The sequence below is a fragment of the Oceanobacillus profundus genome, from assembly GCF_003515705.1.
GTDB classification, from domain to species: Bacteria; Bacillota; Bacilli; order Bacillales; family Amphibacillaceae; genus Oceanobacillus; species Oceanobacillus profundus.
In genome coordinates this window covers 75,213-95,727 of record NZ_QWEH01000018.1, presented here as the reverse complement: position 1 = coordinate 95,727, position 20,515 = coordinate 75,213, and the positions used below count along the sequence as shown (strand labels likewise).

The following is a 20,515-nucleotide window of genomic DNA, read 5'->3' as shown; positions in this document are numbered from 1 at the left end:
GTTAATCAATTCTGTTTGAATATGCATAAATTAATTTTGTTATTTCACTCTTGTTTGTTGCTTGGATTATTTTTTCCTTATTCGCTTTAACCGAGAATAGTTTCGTTAATTGCGATAATGCTTTTAAATGCTGTTCATTATCCCGCGAAGCTAATATTATAATGACATTTGCCGGTTTCCCATATAGGTCGACAGGTTCTGTCAAATGCAACATGCTCATTCCAGTTTTCATTACGCCATCTTCTGGATTAGCATGTGGCAATGCGAAGTGTTCAGATATAACGATATAAGGACCTTTTTCAGTTATATTTTGGATCATTTTTGTAATATAGCTCTCTTGAATATAACCCTGGCTCAATAATGGGTCAGCAGCACTTATAACTGCTTCTTTCCAGTTTGAAATGCTCTTATTTAATACAATCCTCTCAGGGGGTAAAAGTTCATATAAGCTTGGCTTTCTTACTTCGCCTTCACCTTTTATCGGAGTATGAAAATACCTTCTGAGCTCTTGGCGTAATGTATCATTATCATGAATTGTCGCATACCTTTGAACCATATCGATGACTGAATCTACCGAGTACACTTGTTGCTTGTGCGAGTATTCGAACAAGCTGTTAACTTTTTTCAATAGCTGTTCTTTATCTGCATTATTTAGAACTGGATTGACAACAAAAACTGGAACTCCTCGATCAGGAAGGGATATTGTGGATACAATATAATCGATATTTAAATTCATTCTTTCATATTCTCTTAATGAAGTAACACCGACAATATCAGTGTCTGAAAATAATCCTTCCAGTTGACTTTCCAAAAGCCTCGATGTACCTAAACCATTCGTACAAACAATTAATAATCTTTTACGAGTCTGTCCAAGCATCACACCTTCCTTGCGCAGCCATCCTCCAAAATGCATGGCGCAATATGCAATTTCATTTTCATGAATAGGTTGACCAATTAATTCTTCAAAATGATGTATGACCTTTTTTGTTAGATTAAAAATCTCTGGATAATTTTGTTTAACTGAATCTCTTAATGTGTTTTCAATCTGAATCCCATATTTGTTTCGATAATAAGCAGGTTTTAGGTGTAAAAGCAGATTCTGGATCATACTCTGTTGCTCATGGAACTCAACAGCTGCATACATTTGAAAATCATCTACCATTTTTTCGACCACATGAAGTAATGATTTTATTTCCTGCGTTTCCACTTGTAGACTTTGATCATAGTTAACCTTTGCACTAAGTAAATATTTTGCAAAATAATATACTTCATTATCAGGAACTATAATATCCAATTGTTTGGATAGATTGATACATAAAGCTTTTGCGCCATCGAACTCACTGGTCGATTTAATTACTTCCTTTTCAATTGGATCAACATTAACTATTTTTCCTTGCATAATTCGTCTTAAAAAGAAATGGAACCAAATGACGAGATTATTTAATACATCATCTGTAATCTCAATCTTAAATTGCTTTTCATATTCATTTAACAAGTGATGTAATTCCTTTAGCCAATGGAAATTAAAGATTAAGAAAGGTTTAAATACCTGTTCTTCTGGTAAAGAATTCATCTCAGATAAAAGCTCGTGGCAGCCATTTTGAGGAATGACCAAATCCAAATAATAAGTAAGCAATTTCCTGGTATCGTTTTCATTTCCTACTATTGAATACCCAGTATTTCGCTCAGAAGTAATGCTCAACTTATATTTTTTTAGCTCCTCTTTCAGCTTGCTTATATCATCGAGCACGGTATTCCTACTTACTTTAAAGAGATCCCTTATATGCTCCAAATAATATGGCTGTTCTCGTCCAGCGATGTGAATGTAAATCCATGCTTTCCTTTCAATAGGAGAAAATTCATAGTACATATCACCTGAAACAAAATGCTCTTTCTTTTTTATGATTTCCTTTTTCGATCTTTCATCAATATAAAAACCTTGTCCCCTAACCTGCTTAATATCAGCAAAATGTTGTAACTTCAACCAATCATTAATCTTATCCAGATCATTATAGATCGTACGCCTTGAGACATTGAATATCGTTGCAAGTTTCTGTACAGAAATATAAGAATCTTGCTGAATAATTTTATTTAAGATTGCCATACTACGTTGGTCCATAATATTCATCTCCTTATACAGTAGTGTATGGTAGTAGTATGTCTAATTCTATTATAGTAAAAAGAGAAATAGGTAATAAGACCAAATAAGACACAGGGATATATGCAAAATTGGACTGGTGAAAAAAGAGTCTAAATCTACAGGATATTTTTAATGAGGTGAAATGTGATAGCGGTATGTTAAGGTTTTTTAGCCAATAGGTCAAAACCAAATTATTACAAACGCTATCTAAATGAAGAAATTTAATTCGTGAAAAGCAATTGCTGACCAAACCAATTTTTGGGCACTTTATGAGCTATTGAGTCGGCACGTGTAAGGAACATAGGGAAGGGGTTGTTATTGTTATTGTTATTGTTATTGTTATTGTTGCTGATGAAGTCCGGAAGTTAGCGGAGGAAAGTGCGGTGATTACAGTCTCAATTTCAGATGTCATAACGATGCTATTTGAAAAATCAAATCAATATATGAAAGATCGACGGAAGGTAAAGTTTGCTGCAGATGAAGGTCAGCTTTAAAAGAGGTGGTAGATTTCTTCACAGAATTAAAAGAATCCTTCCAGCAAAATAATAACGGCTTTCAAAAGGATTGGATGAAATCAAAGCAGAACTGCCAGTAACTTCAATTCTATTCAGTCACAAATTGAAAAGAAAATACCATTGCTACTGAAGAAATTGTAGCAACGGTAGAAAAAGAACATGCGTTGATTGGTTCCATTAAGAAAGCAGTGAAGGAAATTGAAGATTAAATGTTGTTATAAAACAAATAGTCCACAGTGAAACGAAATAAAATGAATGATAAATCCTCAGCTATTGAATTTGCACGGCCTGATTCTAAAGGCAGATAATCAACTCCTCGCTTTGACAGAAGGCAATTACCTATTATTTATCCCATGCTGCAAATAAACCATTTCTTCCGCGAGCGCTTGAATTCTTTCCGAAACACGTTCATCTATAATTTCATCACTATTTTCATTAAAAGAATTATTGTGGACAAAGACATTGCCTGTTGGAACTAATCCTTTAAAGTAAGATAAGATGGATCTCAAATGGTATTCCATGACAAGAAAATGTCTGTTTGACCATCCAGTCGCAACCATGCCGGTTACTTTATGTTTAAATGCATATTCCGGTAAGTGGTCTAACAAATTTTTTAAAGCACCTGAAATAGATGCTTGATAAATCGGTGTACCAAATACGAGGAAATCGGCAGATAAAATCTTTTGAACAACATTCCAAGTATCTTCGTTATATGCTATTAATGGAGACCCATTAAATAAATCAATTTCATAGTCCCTTAAGTCGATTAATTCTGTCTGTATGTTTGAGTCAAGATGTTGAGCAGCGACTAAAACATCATTTACAACAATGGATGTCTTTTCGCCAGCGAGTGCTCCTGATATGCCGACAAGTCTCATTATGGTTACCCTCATTTCAGTTATCTTATTAAATTGGATCTACTATAAACGAGTTTATCATTTAAGATGGGAAGGTTCTATTCTCAGGGTTGTGTTGGAGGTGTGACTGGTCAAAAATAGTACTATGTTTGGTAATATATTCATTGCGATAATAAAAAAGACTACTATAAGTTGGTTACATACTTTGTACCCATAAAAAGAAAAGTGAGGTACTAAGGATTCATTCTTCCCGTGTTGTATATAAATTTACCTAAAACTTATATATCATAAGCAATATATATATTGGAGGGATGAAAAGAAAAATGGAAAACCAAAATGAAGTAATGGAGAAAAAGAAAGGGAATAATGGAAATGAGGGAAAGCTAGGTAATTACTTTCAATATGTGAAGCAAGTCCTAAAGGATCCAGACCATCTTCTTTCAGATGAAACGCAAAGCAAGCAGCAATTTGGCCTTATTACATTAATAGCTTTTCTTGGTCTTATTTTACTAAGTAATATTGTTGGCATTTTTACATATCTAGATGCGTTGCGTTACCTTGGATTCAGTGACTACTTCGATTATTTTGAACGGACTATTGCTTATGCGGTAGCACTAGCATTATTGATGTTTGTTTTTAAAAATGTCGCAAATAAAAATGGAAAAACATATGATCTGAACTTTTTCTTTGAAAAGCTGGGAGCACTACTTGTCGTTCCAGCCATATTATTAATCGTATCCATTCCGTTAGAGCTAGTAGACATTACAATTTATTCATGGTTTAGTTCATTAGCGTATACATTTTTGTATTTATCCATATTTTTGATTTCTTACTTCTTTGTTGCAAAAAACAACTTGAAGACAGCGGTCTTATTTGTTGCTGGTTTTTATTTTGTTTATCGAGTTATTTTTTTGATTCTTTAAGAGTGGGGCATTTGCTAGTTTAGCTGGTGAATGTCTTTTTTGTTTTGTTATGTTTTAAAGGGAGTTTTAATCTCTAGTTAAGAATCATTCATGCTACCGAAGTTTCATGCAATACCTAACTCTGGTGTTATCTTTTCCCACTTCATGTTGAAATACGCCTCTTACATTTAACTAACCTTGAGGAGATTATTACATCCGCTGAAGACAATGTTAAAGCAAACCTAGATCTAAAGGAAATTTGTGATATCCAATCGAATTATTGTGATGCACTTGATCCTATTGAAGATCATGAAATAGAAGGAAAAGAAACCAGTAAAAATAAGACTTTTTATTATGCACCTGATAAAGATGGAGCAGCCTTATGAGGCATTGAATGAGGAGTTAGGGAGGTAGATTTTAGGATAGAGAGAATCTATTGAGATTTATGTCTAGAGTAAATATTTTTAAAGGGATTGCTTTTTTTTAGAAGCAATCCCTTTATGGGTTATACTTTAAACATTGCAGGCAGATATGGGGCTTTCCGTTACATTTCAGGGAAGTCGCATATAAGTCTTGAAGGAAACGGTACACATACATTACGAAAAACATTTGGGTATCATTTTTATAAGTAATTCAAAGACGTAGTTTTGCTTCAAGACTTATATAGGGGAGGGTAGTTGTTATCTTGACACTACGGTGGTGTGAGAGGGCGAGGGTTAGTCACCCCCCCTCCTCCTCGAAACTCCAAATGCCTATTCATCTTGCATGCGTTTATTCAGTTCTTTCTTAGCCTCATCCACTATATCAGGATTCATAAACAATTCCATTGCGGTTCTTGCCATAGCCTTACTGCTAACTTGTATACACCTTTTTCCAGAGGAAGAGTTGGCGAGATCTCTAAATTGTTCGGTGTGATTTGAAATTTTATAATCAGGGAAAATAGTGACATAAGGATTGCAAATTGGAATTACTCTTGACACATTGCCTAAATCTTCTCCACCATAGTCATAAGGCATACCATCCATAACTGGTTCTTCTATAGATATTAGTTCATTTCGGCAAACTTCAGATAATGTTTTATTAGGAACTCTTCCTAAATAACCAGGAATAAATTCAATATTAACCTCACAACCAGTAGCAATAGCTGCGCCTTCAGCACATTTTCTCACACGTTCAGTATAATCATCTAGATCACTTAATTTGAAACAGCTGAGTGATCCTTCTATTGAAGCAATATCAGGTATCAAACCTGTACTTTCTCCACCAGACTCTATAATCCCTGATAGGCGAAAATCTGATTTTGTATGCTGTCGTAATAAACCCGTTGCTACAAAATATAAATTTGCGGCATTCAAGGCATTGACACCTTTACTAGGATGTGAAGCGGCATGCGCAGATTTCCCTTTGAATTTTATTTTTATCCTCTTAGAAGACATACATTCACCCGCAAGTCGTGTTGTATCACTAGTTGGATGCATAAATAAAATAGCATCAATACCATCCCAGGCATTTTTTTCGAGTAATTTTATTTTGCCCCCTCCAAACTCTTCGGCAGGTGTACCCATTACAACTAATGTTCCGGGTACTTTTTGTTCTTCCATATACTTTTTTATTTGAACAGCTGTACCTAAAGCAGTGGCGCAAATTAAATTATGTCCACAAGCATGACCAATTTGAGGCAAAGCATCATATTCAGATACCACAGCTATAGTTAGCTCCCCCGGTTCATATTGATATACTGCTTTATAAGCAGTTGAGAGCCCACCTAAGTTCTCTTCTACCACAAAACCATTTTTTCTTAGAAAATCACATTGAATTCGATAAGCTTTTACCTCTTTGAACCCAAGTTCGGGATTGGAATGAACATATTGTGCGATTTTCCAAAGTTCATCAAGTCTCGAATCCAAATAATCATCGTATCGTAGTTTCATAGCTTCTTTTTCCATATAATAATCCTCTCACTTATTTATTGATGTTTAACTGCCTTGTAATATTCCAAAGAACCCAGTAATTAATGAAATAACAATTAGCCACATGATAAGCCTGTTATAATACTGTCCTCTCAATTTAAAATAAAAATATATGCCAAAGACAGCTGCAAGAGGTAATATACCTACTAAAATTTGATCTAATATATCTTGAATAACAATTGGCTCAGCATTTTTAAATGAGAACTCTAAAGGAGTGGAAACTTTTATATAAGTTGATGAAAGTGCTCCCATCATAAACAATCCTAAAATACTAGCACTGTTAATAAGATTGTTGATTAATCCGGATTTCATTAACTTTGTAACAGAGTCTTTTCCTAATAAATATCCAGATTTCATCATACCGTATCCTATTAGTATAACTGCTAATGGGAATAAAAACGGCACAATACCTCCGATAAATAGTCCACTTAATGCTAAAGAAGAAGCTAGAGCTAGAATAATAGGCTTTAAGGTTCCCCAAATTAATGTATCTCCAATACCAGCAATTGGTCCCATTAAACCTGTTTTAAATCCTGTAATAACTTCTTCAGAAAGCGAATCTGAAGAATCTTTGCTTTTTGCTTTTTCTTCCTCCATTGATAAAACGACACCATGTATAACGGCACCAAAAGTTCCTTCAGAATTATAAAACTGCAAATGTCGTATTAAAGCTTCTCTATATCCTTGATCATCATCTTTATATAACTTTTTTAAGCTCCCAGATAGAGCATTGCAAAATGCCAATGCTTGTAAACGCTCATAAGAATTACTAACTTCTACTGATAAATACCATCTTGCATAGGTCTTCATTAAATCTCTATTAGTTAATTCGCGTTGCTTTTGTATTTCATCTAAATTAGAAGACATTATTAATTAACCTCCTTCTGCTTCTGTTTAATTGAATTAAACATGGTGAGAGCTGCGACACAGAAACCAAATGCTGCTGCTGCCATAACGTCAACTTTTAGATAAGCGACTAAAAAGAATCCAATAAAGAAATAAGGCATTATCTCTCTTTTTCCTATAACCATTATAATAATGGCAAACCCTAGAGCTGGAAGTATCCCACCTGCAACGCTAAAACCATCTATTATCCCTTGGGGTAAAATGTTCATTATACTTGTAACAGCATTAGCACCAAATAAGGTAATAACGAAAACAGGAGTAAACGTTAATAGAAATATAGTTATGGTTGGATACGTAATTGCGCAATGGAAAATTTTCCTTGTATCCATAACTTGTGCATACTTCTCCGCTTTTGATACCCAGTAAGAATTTGTAATTCTTCTTAGTTGGTCAATAAATATTCCTAGAATACCAAAAGGAACTGCGAGTCCGACAGCAACTTCTACATTCATACCGGTCTGTAAAGCAATCGGGATAGCGATTATTCCTGCGAGTGATTGATCGGCAGGCATATTGCCTCCTGTAAAAATAATACCAATATAAATTAGCTGTATTGTAGCACCAATGATCAGGCCTTTTTCAACCTCGCCATAGACCAACCCTAGAATTAAACCATAAAAAATAGGTGAACCTGTTGCTTGTGATAAACCATAACCAAGACGACTAGTACCTATGAAATATAAAATGCCGCATAATGCCGCTACTAATAAATTCATTGGTGGTGCACCTCTTCCCTAATTTTTATTTTTTAGAGAATCCAATTTTTCTAAAGCCTTTTTTAATTCCATTTTTGGTTCATCTGGTACTTGATGCAAATATACATGGCAATTATTTTCTTGATCTAATTCTTTTAACAAATTAGCGTCTTCTTCGTTTAATGTAATTGGTCCAAATATAGCCTTTCTTCCTGGACCAGCCCCTAAACCACCAATTTGTAAATCCTTAATTGGAACTCCTCCCTTTATAGTTTTAAAGGCTGTTTCAACATCTTTAAACAAAATGAATAATTTCCCATGTCCCATCTCGTTTTCTACCCAATTGCTTATTGCAGATTCAACCGAATAAACATTTACCTCTATATTTGATGGGGCTGCCATTACATATATGCTTCTCATAAATTCATCTTTAGCTAAATTATCATCTATAATCACAATACGATTTGCAAAAGTTTGGCGCACCCATTTAGTAATTACTTGACCGTGTATTAAACGAAAGTCTACTCTTACCAATTCTATTTGAGCCATTAAAATCTCCTCCTAGGTAGTTTTTTTGCTATTTTGGTAAAACATATATAAATTATATTTATACTTGATCTGGGTCAGGTGCTGGTACTTTCAAATGTTGGCAGTTCATAATTGCAGCCTCATTAATTTCTTTTATACTTTCATCTGTGAAAGGTCGATTTTGTCTTATAATGGCTTCAATCAACATTATTGCGCTTAATCCGGATAATATATGAATTTTATATTTCTGACTTAACTTTAATGCAGCATTTGACGTTGTACCGCCAGCGATATCAGTGATAATTAAAGAATTAGCTGGCATTTTTTTAATCTTTTGCTCTACCTTTTTCAAGAAGTCCTCTGGTGTATCAGAAGGATTTAGAGCTATTTCACTTACTCCTTTTATTTGACCAATTATCATAGTCAATTTATCCATCAGAGTTTCTCCCCACCCCCCGTGAGTTAATAATAAAATTTCACTTTGATAAGATTCGTTTGACAAAATTACTCCTCCTTTTAAGGTTTCTTAGGTTAATATTTATAGTTGGGTTTTGTAAGTAATAAATTTACTTTGTAAACGTTTACAATAATAATCTTTTAAGAACGATTAATTTTGTTAGTAACTTGGAAGGCACTTAAAACTGCTTAATCCAATATATAGAATATTTTTTCTTTTATTCGCATTTTCGTAAAAAATTTTTCGATGATTTTTCTTAAAGAGAGGAATATCATGATTGGGAAACTACATATAATCCTGTTTATAAGGTGTAAAAATTTGGATTGTACTTTTATAACCGTTTTTAATTCTTTGATAGATGGTTGTAAAGAAAAGGCTTAAGAGATGTACTTTTGAAATCTTTTATATTAAATGTTTCAGTTAAAAATTTTATTTTTAGGAGGTAATGTATGTTGAATAATAACCAACACTGTTTAGTAAGTATTCGTAACAATTATGGTCACTTTAGTGATAAAGAACGCTTAATTGCTGATTTTATATTAAAATATCCTGATAAAGTTATTCATTATACAATAAACCAAATCTCAGAGAAACTAAGTATAGCAGACTCCACAGTTTTTCGATTTTGTAAACGAATTGGTTTTAAAGGTTTTCAATCTATGAAAATTGCCCTTGCAGCAGAGGTTGTTGCCCCTATAGATAATATCAACGAAAAAATAGAAGAAAAGGATAGTGTTGGAGTAATTTCTGAAAAAATTTTTCGTTCCAATATTAAAACAATCGAAGACACACTTCAAATCCAGGATGAAAATCTTATTATAAAAGCAGTCAATGCTATAATGAAAGCAGATAGAGTGCATTTTTTTGGATCTGGAGGGTCAGCCATTGTAGCCCTAGATGCGTATCACAAGTTTATAAGAAGTGGAATTAATGCCAATGCTGATTTGGATTCCCATCTTCAGATTATGTCTGCCTCTCAGATGAAAGATAAAGATCTTGCTGTGCTTATATCACTTAGTGGTTCAACAAAAGACTTATTAGACATTTCACAGGTGTTAAAAAACAACAAAGTCCCTATTCTAGCTATTACCAATTTTGCCAAATCATATTTAGCGGAGAGAGCAGATATTGCTCTATATACGGTTGCTGATGAAACGGACTTTCGATTAGAAGTACTATCTTCTAGAATTGCTCAATTATCTATAATTGATGCGCTTTATACAAATGTTATGATTTTGAGAAAAGAATTGGGGCGATGTGCATTACAAAAAATGAGGGAAAGTGTGAGCTTAAAACATTTATAATAACCCTTAATCTAGTGCAATTGACTAATTTAAGTAAGAAAACATCCTGAAGAAATTTTCTTAAAAAAATTGATTGGAGATAAGTTCCTTTGTTACCTAAAGCACTGAGAAAATCAATGAGTATTGGAGGACCACATTTTGTTCCCATAGACCTCCAATACCTGTTTACGTCTAACCAAAAACCCCCGCCCACTAACGGACGAGGATTCCCCTAACAAAACAAATCATTCTTCTTCGGATTGTTCAGCCCAAACAACGGCCTAATAAACAAAGCAACTCCTGTGCCAAGCATTGCCATAACCATCCATACCCAACCGTGCAAACTAAATGACGCAATACCGCCAAAATATGCACCGATATTACAGCCAAAGGCAAGTCGTGCACCATATCCCATTAATAATCCGCCAACAATAGAGGCGCTGGCTGGACCGACTTTTAGTTTTTTAGGTTTGAAGTTACCTTGCGCAGTCGCAGCAATGAATGCTCCTAAGATAACGCCAAAGTTCATCACACTTGTGGAGTCAGCTAGAACGGTTTGGCTTAATGCCATGCCGTTTTCCCCTTGGAAATATCCCCACGAAGCAACGTCGACACCAACAGAATCAAGCGCTTTTCCTCCCCATAAAGCAAAGGCGGATGTGATTCCCCATGGCTGACCACGGACTGCTAGTGTCAGAGCGTTTAAGATTGCTAGAATTATTCCAGCAACAAATAACGGCCATGCCCCTCTAAAGATTTTCTTCCATCCGCTTATTGTCACGAGTGGCTTCATTCTTGGAGGATTCTTTCTCTTTGCAAATTGAGCGAGAATAAAGTAAATCACAACAAACATAATTATTTGTACGATCCAAGCCCCACCATATCCCAGGCTTGTTGATGTAGCAAGGGAGAATGGTTCAAGTGACGGTGTGCTCATCCAGAATGGGAAATGAAGTGCGCCAACTGTTGATCCGATGATAAATGCTATCAGCGTAAGGATCATCGAACTGGAACCACCACCGAGGTTATAAAGTGTTCCAGAGGCACAGCCGTTTCCGAGCTGCATGCCAATACCAAATAGAAACGATCCAAAAATGACGCTTATTCCTACAGGAGAAACATATCCTGCGGGATCGGCACCAGTAAATGAAAAACCAGTACTAAGAATGACGGCAAATAATGTTGTTGCAACCATGAGCATTAGCATATGAGCCTGGAGTCCCTGTGTATTACCAACGGACATAAGTCGTCTGAAAGCTGAAGTAAAGCCAAAACGAGCTTGCAGTAGTGTAACACCTAATGCAATACCTATTAAATAAAGCACTCCTTGCACCATATCCGTTGTGCTAACGATCGCAATAAATAAGATAACGGAAGCAATAACTCCGAGTGTTAAAAATGGTTTTTGGACAGGCTGTAGTTCTTTAATAACGGTTGTGGGATGTTTAATCCATGTCTTTGATGATTCAGCTACCTGCTGTTCCAAGAAAAAACCTCCTTATTCCTATTAAGTTAATAGGGTTTATGTGTATTAAAGTTTATAATAAATACGGTAGTTTGTAAAGATGTTATGAGGATGATGTTAATCGTACTCATCATCTTAACCAAAAAACTGGTTCTATATTTTATACATTCTGCCTCAAAAAGGATGCCTGAATTTCCATGACTGCGGACGCAAGCTGTTTCCGATAATTCTCCTTGTAATATTTATTAAAAAAACTATTATGAAGAATAACCTTATTGATTCTCCATAATAGTTTCTAAGTTTTAACGGAATTAGAAAGGACCTAAATTAATTGCAAGAGCTATAGCTAAAGCAATTGCTCCTATAACTATCCAAATCATTAATAGAGGGAGCATAAATCTTAACCACTTTACCCAAGATACTCCAGCTACCGCTATACTAGCCATAAGTATGCCTGATGTAGGAGCGATCGTATTAGTGAAACCATCTCCCATGTTGTAGGCTAATACGGCAACTTGTCTTGATATACCTATAATATCTGCTAAAGGTGCCATAATTGGCATTACAATTGCAGCTTGTCCACTTCCTGAAGTGATAATTAAGTTGAAAAGTAAGTTAAAAATGTACATACTAAATGCTCCTATCGCAGAGGGAAGTGGCTCAATAACAGAAGCTATGGCATGAACAATCGTGTCTAATATCAATCCGTCCTCTAAAACTACCACAATTGACCTTGCTAAACCTACAATGAGCGCTGCATATATCATTCCTTGAGCACCCTTAACAAACTTCTTAACAAATTCATTTGGATTAATTTTTCCTATAATCGCAGTACCAATCCCTATGATAAGAAAGATTGCTGCCATTTCATTTAATCCCCAATCTGCTCGAAATACACCAACAGTATAAACTGCTAAACAGACAATAAAATAAAGTAAAACAACTTTCATTGTTCCGGTAAATGGTATGTTCTCATCAATTTCCTCATGATTAGAACTAAAACGATTTGTACCCATTATACTTCGTTCTGGGTTATTTTCTATCCTTCGAATATAATAAAAAATATATAAAATGGAAGAAATTAATATAGCTAAGTATATGATAAAACGATACCAAAGTGCACTAAATACAGGGAGACCAGCTATCTCTTGTCCGAATCCTGTCGTTATTGGATCTAGTCCTGCAACAGTATATCCTGAGTAAGCTCCTAAGTATATTAATGCTACCCCGACAATTGCATCTAATTTAAACGCACGAGCAATAATTACTCCTACAGGAATAAAAGCAATAACTGCAGTGTGTAAAATACCTAAAAAACCGGCAATTGAAAAAACAGTACATACAGAAATGACTAGTAGAATTTTTTTATCCCGTGTTTTATTGATTAAACGCATTATTCCTGAATTAATAGCTTGAGTTGAGTCTATAATTGCAAATGACCCACCAATAATAAGAACTAGAAATATAATATTTGCTGCTTCCATCATCCCTGTTTGTATGGATAAAAAGAAATCCATAAATCCAACTGGATTACTTTCAATTTGAGAATAGCTTCCAGGTATTACAGTTGGTACAAGACCATCTTCTTCTCTCTCAAAATTTCCCGCTGGTATAAGGTAAGTAGCGATTGAGGCAAAAATTAACATGATAAATAGAAGTATATAAGAATCCGGCATTTTAAATAATCTTTTTTTACTTTTACCCACTTTCAAAAAATATTCTTTTTTTTGTAGGTTCATTCCATCATCCCTTATCTTGTTTTTATTAACCAATAATTAAAGAGTTTAAATCCCTTGGATAATAAGTGATTTTCTCCATTCCATTCTCAGTAATCACAATGGTGTCGGAATGACGAAAAGCACCTAATCCTTCTACATATAAACCTGGCTCTACAGAAAAAACCATTCCAGGTTTAAGAATCGTATGGTCTCCTAAATCAAAAAATGGTGCTTCATGATTAAGCAATCCCATATTATGACCAGTATGGTGTCTGATATATTTGTTTAGATTATTTTCTTGATAATAACGTTGTACTTCTTCCTCTATTCTAGATGCAGGAATTCCAGGTTTTATTGTGTTAAATGCAATATCTTGAACATTAATCATATGTTGGAAAAATGATTCCTGTAGTTTATTAACTTCTAATATGAACATCGTACGTTCTAATTCACTTTTGTAGCCCCATACATCTGCTGCTGCTTGAGAAACGACATTGTAACCATGTTTAATTTCAGCATTTTGATTTTGGGAATGTGGAAAAGCAGAATGAGGTCCGATTTGCCCTCGATAAAAGGCATGAGCTGGTGAACCATATGGTCTATACTCATTACCAAGGGTTTCGAACATAGCTCTGGTAGCTTCATACGTAGCTAGTCCTTCAATTTCTATCTCTCGCTTTCCTAATCTTGTGTATTTAACAAGAAGGGTGTGAGCAAGATTTCCCCATCGTGCAGACTCTTTTATTAATTCTATTTCATCTTGGGATTTAACATATCTCATACTTTCTACCATGTCTTTGATATAAACCTCTCTATCAAAGTTTAAGAGATTTGCAATGTTGGGTCCTCTATATCCTTTTGAGGAATTGTAACCGCTTGCATCTAATCCAACAATTTTGTTCTCAAAATTATTTGCTTGAAGTACTTCCTTCAAATGCTCCATAGGATGGATCAAACCAGGATATTCCTGATAGTAATGAACATTGTCAATTACCGCATATTCTTCAGCGTGTTCTTTTTCTAATCTTGGTACAAATAAATGTGTTTTTTGTTTAGTATCTGTAATAAAAGCTATCGGTCTCTCAGATGGTCTAAAATGAAAACCAGTTAAGTAAAAAATATTAGTAGTGTTAAATAAGATACTTGCATCAACTTTCTTTTCCGTTAATTTTTTAAGATAGTTATTTTGCCTATTTCTAATTTCTAACTTATTAATATCAAGTTGCAAACTTATCATCTCCGTTTTTTTTAAATTAATTTGAATTGATATTATCAAATTATTAAATATATGTATAATATATTATAAGTAAAGAATGATACCTTTTAGGTATCACAGGAGGAAACCATATGGAATTAAGACATCTGCGTTATTTTGTGGCAGTAGCTAAGCACTTGCACTTTAATGAAGCAGCATTAGAATTAAATATTTCACAACCTCCTTTAAGTAAACAAATCAAACAATTAGAAGATGAATTAGGAGTTATTCTGTTATGGAGAACTAACAGAAAAGTTGAATTAACGGAAGCTGGAGAATACTTTTTTAATGCCGCAAACAGGATATTAAAGTTAGTAGAGAAAGAGATTAATGTAACGAAGGAAATTGCATGCGGGGAAATTGGCTCACTAACAATTGGATTTGGAGGTTCTGTTGTTTATGATTTACTACCTAATATTATCAAGCAAATGAATGAAATTTATCCTAATATCAAATTGGAAGTACGGCAGTTAACAACTAGTGACCAAGTGAGATTACTGCAGGAAGGTACAATAGATGTTGGGTTTTTAGTTCCACCTATCAATGAAGATGATATTATAAATTTACCTATTCGAGAAGAACCTTTTGTAGCATGTGTTCCATTAAATCATAGACTATCGCAGAGTCAACATCCTGTTGAAGTAATGGAATTTGAACGCGATAGGGTTATTATGACCCCTGAAAAATCAGGGAAAGGTTATTATGATTCTATAATTGCATTGTGCAGAAATGCAGGGTTCTATCCTAATATTACTCAAACTGCACAAGAACAACAGACAATTGTCTCTCTTGTTGCATCTGAAATAGGTATTGCATTTGTGCCGAAAACAACGGAACGAATTGTTCATGAAAATGTAAAATACCTTCCTCTTAAACAACAGCATAAAAAAATAACAGCGTTAGCATGGCATAAGGATAATCATAAGCCAGTTATAGGATTATTTGTAGATTTGATCAAGTCATACTTATTGAAAGAATAAAGTATTTTTAGAGATTTAGTTCAATCAAATAAACAGAGAAATTCAATTTATAAGTTATAAGTATAAGGTGATAAATGTAAAAAATAAGAGAGATATTTTTGATAATAAGTTATAGAAAGTTATCCCCTTATAAGAATATAATCTAAACTGTGTAAACATCATAGCATATGGTTTGGTGGTTACCCCAAAAAGCTATCATTCAAAAATTCCCAGTTGATTTGGAAAGCCTGCTGCTTATAAGACTTTCTGCAGAATAACCTCTCAGAACATGAAAGTACTTTTATTCCTTCCCCTATCAAAAGTCTTTAGATAATCCCTGAATCTAGATTTCTCATCTTCATAATTATTCTATTATTTGATAATATAAAGGATGTTACATTCTTTAGAAGTTGTGAATAAATCTAGTAAAAAATTGATTTAATCCACTTAAAAGCATAATCGGTAAATTGGTAGATATAGTACCAGCATAATGAAAATAAAAAGGAAGATTTCTATGCAAAAAACCCTTTCCCGGGCAGCTGTTATCCTCTGGATGGGGTTAATTTTTCATTTATCACATCAAGCTGCTGCAGCGTCTAGTGAACTTAGTACAGGAGTTACAGAAATAGTGTTAGCCTTTATAGAAAAAGTTGTTCCAAATGAGGATTTAGATGTTAGCAGCATCCACCATATCATCAGAAAGAACGCTCACTTCTTCATTTATTTTTTCCTCGGAATGCTAGTGCTTCATGCATTAAATATGAGTAAAGGAACTGGATGCAAAACAATCGGGTTAGCGTTACTCATCTGTGTGCTATACGCGATTTCAGATGAAGTGCATCAGCTATTTGTTCCAGGCAGGGGAGCTCAGGTGAAGGATGTTTTAATAGATAGCGCAGGAGCTAGTGTGGGGATAGTTGGCTATCTGTTGTTAAGTCGATTGATAAATATTGTCCGAAAGACGTGATTGATTTGGCGGGTGACAATGTGTTTTGTAAATGTAAGGAATGTTGCAAGAGTTAGATATAAACGTAATTAATTCGAATGCTGAAAGAGGGAAACAGGTAATGACTAGAAAATCAAATCAGAAAAAATCTAGAAAACTATGGTTGAAAATTCCATTGATACTTATCGGGGTGATAGTCCTTGGAGTGGGAGCATATGCCATTTCCATTTACAATAACGTTGCCAAAACTGTAAACGAAAAAATGCATGAGCCCGTAGATTCGATTGATCGGGAAACAACGAAAAAGAAAATGAAAGCAACCGAAAAGCTTACTATATTATTATTGGGAATTGATTCACAAGAAGGAACGAGCGGTCGATCTGACGCATTAATGGTTCTATCACTTGATCCAACAGACGATTCCATGCAGCTAATTAGTATCCCACGGGATACGAGAACAACAATCGTCGGAAAAGGAACCGAGGATAAGATTAATCACGCGCATGCATTTGGTGGTACAGATATGTCTATAGCGACTGTGGAGAATCTATTGGATATCGAGCTTGATTATTATGTACGTATGAATATGGATGGACTGTCCGAATTAGTAGACGAGCTTGGGACGATTACAGTAGATAATGAGATTGCTTGGAATGATGGTACAAATAATTTTAATGTTGGCCCAGTTGACCTAGACGGCGACCAAACAATGGCTTTCGTCCGAATGCGGAAGCAAGATCCAAACGGAGACTTTGGACGAACATCCAGACAACGGCAAGTAATCGAAGGCATTATTAACAAAGGAGCTTCTGTAGGTTCCGTTACAAAGATCAACAGCACAATTGATATTCTAGGGAATAATATGGCAACAAATCTGGATTTTGACGATATGAAAAAGCTTTTATCTGGCTATAAAAATACAAGAAATAATATTGTTAGTTATCAATTGCAAGGGGACGGAACAACGATTGATGGGGTTTATTATTTGATTGTAACAGGTGAGGAGATTGCGAAGGTACGGGGGATGATTGAAGGGGAGGTTTAGGAAATGTGTGTTTGGCATTTGATTTTTGTATGAAATGGCATTCGATATTATCCGGATGAAAGTATATATATTCAATCTAATGGAACTTGACATGGAGCCTCTGTGGTAGAGGTCAAAGGCTATATAGCAAAGTTTGATCTTGCTTAGTAAATAAGCCTACCAATACCACTTCTCCATGTAGAGTTGTGTTTATACTGAATTCATTGCAAACTCGTGAATGTCAAGAGATACATTTATTAATCCTAACCAAAAGTTTTACGTACACTTTTTTGATTAACTCTACACGAATTATCGAGCTTATCTGTTTATTGTCCGGAAAATCATTGATAATGGGTACCGAGATTAATAGATATGTTTTTCGCTGTGAAAACAGTAAATGAAATCTATCTACTCTTTAATAATTTCTCGTTCATTTAAAGATTGAACGGGACGATGGTTGTCAGGGAAAATGTCTTGGAATGCTTGAATTTGTACGTTTGACATTTCGATTGGTTGTTCAAAAATCATCCATTTCACTTCTTCTGTACAAGGAGGTGTTGTTAACGAACCGTTATAATGGAAAGATGTTTGATCTTGGGGTAGCAGTGCTTGTAAATCAATCGGTTCTTTTACGGGAATATCTTTTTCCGTTTCTTCCTGCGGTAATGCATTCCAAACAGATGCTAGATTTTCATTTTCTCTACCTTCTTTAATCATTAATCCAAGTACGGCAAGATTGCCATTTGCATCGTTATGTACTAGGTGCAGTTCCATATCATAATTTTGGCCATTAAATTGATGTTCACTCGGAGTATGAAAATGAAATTGATTGAGCTTGTAATCCTTTCCTTCAATGACAATGCTGCTGCTTTCTGTTACAGCATTTGCCTGAACTGTGTGACCGTTGTTTACTAGTGAAAATGTTGTTGGCTCATATTGAATCTGAATTTCCTCTTGTTTTTTATTCGCTTTTACTTGGGGAAATTCGACATTAATGGGTGATTGTTCACTTCCATTGGCACAGGCTAAGTTTGCATTGTCCAGTTTTCCCCAGTGTTCAGGGCCTGTATTCCCGTTATAAGACCACTGAGAAGTATGGGTAGTAGCCTTTTCTGATTCCTTTTCTTTCATACCAGTGTTTTGTTCCTCCTTGACATTGTTTGTCTTTTCTTCTTTTGATCCAGCTGTTTCCGGATTTTGTTCCGAGCAAGCTCCTATAAAAAAGCTTAAAGATACAGCTAAAATAAGATAAACGAAATTCTTCTTCATACTTAATAGGACTCTCCTTTTTCCATTTTCTTCTTGTTCATCCAACAATATACTAAAGAATAGAAGAACAATAAAGCGTTATTTTTCAATAATTGTTTGAATCCTATATTTCGGTAAAAACAGACTATTATTTCATAAGTATAAAAGAACGGCATATGAAATATTCCTCCTACTAATTAATTAGTTATCGATTTGTATCCCGGATGAAAAATGATGAAAAAGGGAATCAACGATAAATTGCATCTGGCCTGAATCAAAAGAAGACGAGTGAGACAGCGATTTAATCCAAAAAATTAAGAAAATGGGGATCTTCGTATTCTTAATCATACAATTACAACGAATTTATAATAATTTTCCCATCATTCTCTCATTATGTTCTCATCTTTCAGCGGTATATTGATTAGTAATAAAAACATATGGAGGAATGTTATCATGAAAATCGTTATTGTACCGTCTGGGTTTAAAGAGTGTTTGGGCTCTGAGGAAGTGGCTTCAGCAATGGAACGCGGGGTAAGACGCTTTGATCCGTTTATTGATTTGGAAGTTATTCCGATGATTGATGGTGGAGAAGGATTTGCAAAGACGATTACTCATTTAAAAAATGGAGAATTAATATATGAAGAAGCTATAGGTCCTATTGGGCAGAAGATATTAAGTCATTTTGGCGTTTATGTTGAGAATGGAAAACGAACTGCCGTGATTGAAATGGCAGCAGTTGCTGGGCTGAAGCTCGTTCCTCGTGATCAACGAAATCCATTAAGAACAACTACTTATGGTGTAGGTGAGTTAATATTAGCTGCTCTTGATTTAGGTGTTGATCGAATCTTAATCGGCTGTGGTGATTCTGGAACGTCTGATGGTGGTGCTGGAATGGCGCAAGCTTTAGGAGTTCAGTTTTTGGATAAGCAACATCGATCAATTCCTATAAACGGTGGGAAGGATTTATTGGAGGTGGATTCTCTTAATCTAGCGAAATTAGATAAGCGCTTACAATCTGTTGCTATCGATGTTGCATGTAATTGGCAAAACATTTTATGTGGCGAGAAAGGAGTGGCCAGAGTTTTCGGTCCACAAAAAGGGGCCACCCCATTACAAGTAGAAAAGTTATCATCTGCTTTAGAGCATTATGCGGCGTTAATTCAGGAATCAGTTGGGATAGAGATAGGTTCATTGCCAGGGAGCGGTGCTTCAGGGGGGTTAGGTGCGGGATTAATTGCATTTACCGGTGCAACATTACATCCGCGTTTTAATATTATTATGGACTATATTAGTATTGAGGAAAAAATTTCCAATGCTGATATCGTATTCACTGCAGAAGGGAGTTTAGATTTTCAAACTCCAAATGGAAAAATTCCAGCAGAGGTTGCACGAATTGCGAAAAAAAATAACATCCCAGTGATTGCGATTACTGGAACAATCGGTAAAGGAGCAGATTTAAACTATCTTGCGGGTATAGATGCTTATAGTAGTATTATTCAAAAACCAACAACTTTAGAAAAGGCGATGAAAAAGGCACCAAAGTGGATTGAGGAAAGTACAGAATCCATACTGCGACAAGTTGCTATTGGTTTAGGAATTGGTGAAAGAAAATTGCTCAGAGAAGGCATGAATCAAAAGTGATGACGC

17 protein-coding genes are annotated in these 20,515 nt (G+C 34.9%); 6 read left to right on the top strand and 11 right to left on the bottom strand.

What is annotated here, in order from left to right:
• Position 1 precedes the first annotated feature (1 nt).
• Positions 2 to 2,119, bottom strand: a complete 2,118-nt coding sequence (locus D1B32_RS19845) for a BglG family transcription antiterminator (RefSeq protein ID WP_158586300.1) — start codon at positions 2,117 to 2,119, stop codon at positions 2 to 4.
• Between the two features lie 871 nt (positions 2,120 to 2,990).
• Positions 2,991 to 3,533 (bottom strand): NADPH-dependent FMN reductase, encoded by a 543-nt coding sequence (locus tag D1B32_RS19840; RefSeq protein ID WP_118890249.1) that lies wholly within the window; start codon positions 3,531 to 3,533, stop codon positions 2,991 to 2,993.
• Between the two features lie 302 nt (positions 3,534 to 3,835).
• On the opposite strand from D1B32_RS19840, the gene D1B32_RS19835 reads away from it, so the two are divergent.
• Entirely contained in the window at positions 3,836 to 4,435 is a 600-nt protein-coding gene (locus D1B32_RS19835) for a hypothetical protein (RefSeq protein WP_118890248.1), read from the top strand.
• A gap of 731 nt (positions 4,436 to 5,166) precedes the next feature.
• Here the strand turns inward: D1B32_RS19835 and D1B32_RS19825 are convergent.
• The 5 genes from D1B32_RS19825 to D1B32_RS19805 are packed head-to-tail and all read right to left on the bottom strand — an operon-like array spanning position 5,167 to position 9,015.
• Positions 5,167 to 6,360 carry a M20 family metallopeptidase gene (locus D1B32_RS19825; RefSeq protein ID WP_118890247.1) on the bottom strand — a complete coding sequence of 398 codons (1,194 nt, stop codon included), beginning with the start codon at positions 6,358 to 6,360 and terminating at the stop codon, positions 5,167 to 5,169.
• A 30-nt stretch (positions 6,361 to 6,390) separates the two neighbouring features.
• Positions 6,391 to 7,251, bottom strand: coding sequence for a PTS system mannose/fructose/sorbose family transporter subunit IID (locus D1B32_RS19820; RefSeq protein ID WP_118890246.1), 861 nt, complete (start codon positions 7,249 to 7,251; stop codon positions 6,391 to 6,393).
• Positions 7,252 to 7,253: 2 nt separating this feature from the next.
• Positions 7,254 to 8,006: a PTS mannose/fructose/sorbose/N-acetylgalactosamine transporter subunit IIC gene (locus tag D1B32_RS19815; RefSeq protein ID WP_095313836.1), complete on the bottom strand. Its 753-nt coding sequence runs from the start codon at positions 8,004 to 8,006 to the stop codon at positions 7,254 to 7,256.
• An 18-nt stretch (positions 8,007 to 8,024) separates the two neighbouring features.
• Positions 8,025 to 8,534, bottom strand: a complete 510-nt coding sequence (locus D1B32_RS19810) for a PTS sugar transporter subunit IIB (protein ID WP_095313838.1) — start codon at positions 8,532 to 8,534, stop codon at positions 8,025 to 8,027.
• Positions 8,535 to 8,592: 58 nt separating this feature from the next.
• Positions 8,593 to 9,015, bottom strand: a complete 423-nt coding sequence (locus D1B32_RS19805) for a PTS sugar transporter subunit IIA (RefSeq protein ID WP_205126994.1) — start codon at positions 9,013 to 9,015, stop codon at positions 8,593 to 8,595.
• Between the two features lie 404 nt (positions 9,016 to 9,419).
• Here D1B32_RS19805 and D1B32_RS19800 point away from each other — a divergent pair, with 404 nt between their 5' ends.
• A complete protein-coding gene (locus tag D1B32_RS19800) occupies positions 9,420 to 10,274 on the top strand; it encodes a MurR/RpiR family transcriptional regulator (protein WP_095313840.1) in 855 nt (284 codons plus the stop codon).
• Between the two features lie 211 nt (positions 10,275 to 10,485).
• Here D1B32_RS19800 and D1B32_RS19795 read toward each other — a convergent pair whose 3' ends face one another.
• The 3 genes from D1B32_RS19795 to D1B32_RS19785 form a co-directional block, all read right to left on the bottom strand.
• Positions 10,486 to 11,739 carry a YeeE/YedE family protein gene (locus D1B32_RS19795; RefSeq protein ID WP_118890245.1) on the bottom strand — a complete coding sequence of 418 codons (1,254 nt, stop codon included), beginning with the start codon at positions 11,737 to 11,739 and terminating at the stop codon, positions 10,486 to 10,488.
• Between the two features lie 290 nt (positions 11,740 to 12,029).
• Positions 12,030 to 13,457 carry a YfcC family protein gene (locus tag D1B32_RS19790; RefSeq protein ID WP_118890244.1) on the bottom strand — a complete coding sequence of 476 codons (1,428 nt, stop codon included), beginning with the start codon at positions 13,455 to 13,457 and terminating at the stop codon, positions 12,030 to 12,032.
• A gap of 25 nt (positions 13,458 to 13,482) precedes the next feature.
• Entirely contained in the window at positions 13,483 to 14,673 is a 1,191-nt protein-coding gene (locus D1B32_RS19785) for a M24 family metallopeptidase (RefSeq protein WP_118890243.1), read from the bottom strand.
• Between the two features lie 110 nt (positions 14,674 to 14,783).
• Between D1B32_RS19785 and D1B32_RS19780 the strand changes: the two genes are divergently transcribed.
• From D1B32_RS19780 to D1B32_RS19770, 3 genes are all read left to right on the top strand, one after another.
• Complete coding sequence (locus tag D1B32_RS19780; RefSeq protein ID WP_118890242.1) at positions 14,784 to 15,671, top strand: LysR family transcriptional regulator; 888 nt, start codon at positions 14,784 to 14,786, stop codon at positions 15,669 to 15,671.
• Positions 15,672 to 16,164: 493 nt separating this feature from the next.
• Positions 16,165 to 16,617, top strand: coding sequence for a VanZ family protein (locus D1B32_RS19775; RefSeq protein ID WP_095313844.1), 453 nt, complete (start codon positions 16,165 to 16,167; stop codon positions 16,615 to 16,617).
• Positions 16,618 to 16,717: 100 nt separating this feature from the next.
• Complete coding sequence (locus D1B32_RS19770) at positions 16,718 to 17,641, top strand: LCP family glycopolymer transferase (RefSeq protein WP_118890241.1); 924 nt, start codon at positions 16,718 to 16,720, stop codon at positions 17,639 to 17,641.
• Positions 17,642 to 18,028: 387 nt separating this feature from the next.
• Here D1B32_RS19770 and D1B32_RS19765 read toward each other — a convergent pair whose 3' ends face one another.
• Positions 18,029 to 18,889: a carbonic anhydrase gene (locus tag D1B32_RS19765; RefSeq protein ID WP_118890240.1), complete on the bottom strand. Its 861-nt coding sequence runs from the start codon at positions 18,887 to 18,889 to the stop codon at positions 18,029 to 18,031.
• A 432-nt stretch (positions 18,890 to 19,321) separates the two neighbouring features.
• On the opposite strand from D1B32_RS19765, the gene D1B32_RS19760 reads away from it, so the two are divergent.
• Positions 19,322 to 20,509, top strand: coding sequence for a glycerate kinase family protein (locus tag D1B32_RS19760; protein WP_118890239.1), 1,188 nt, complete (start codon positions 19,322 to 19,324; stop codon positions 20,507 to 20,509).
• Positions 20,510 to 20,515: the final 6 nt, after the last annotated feature.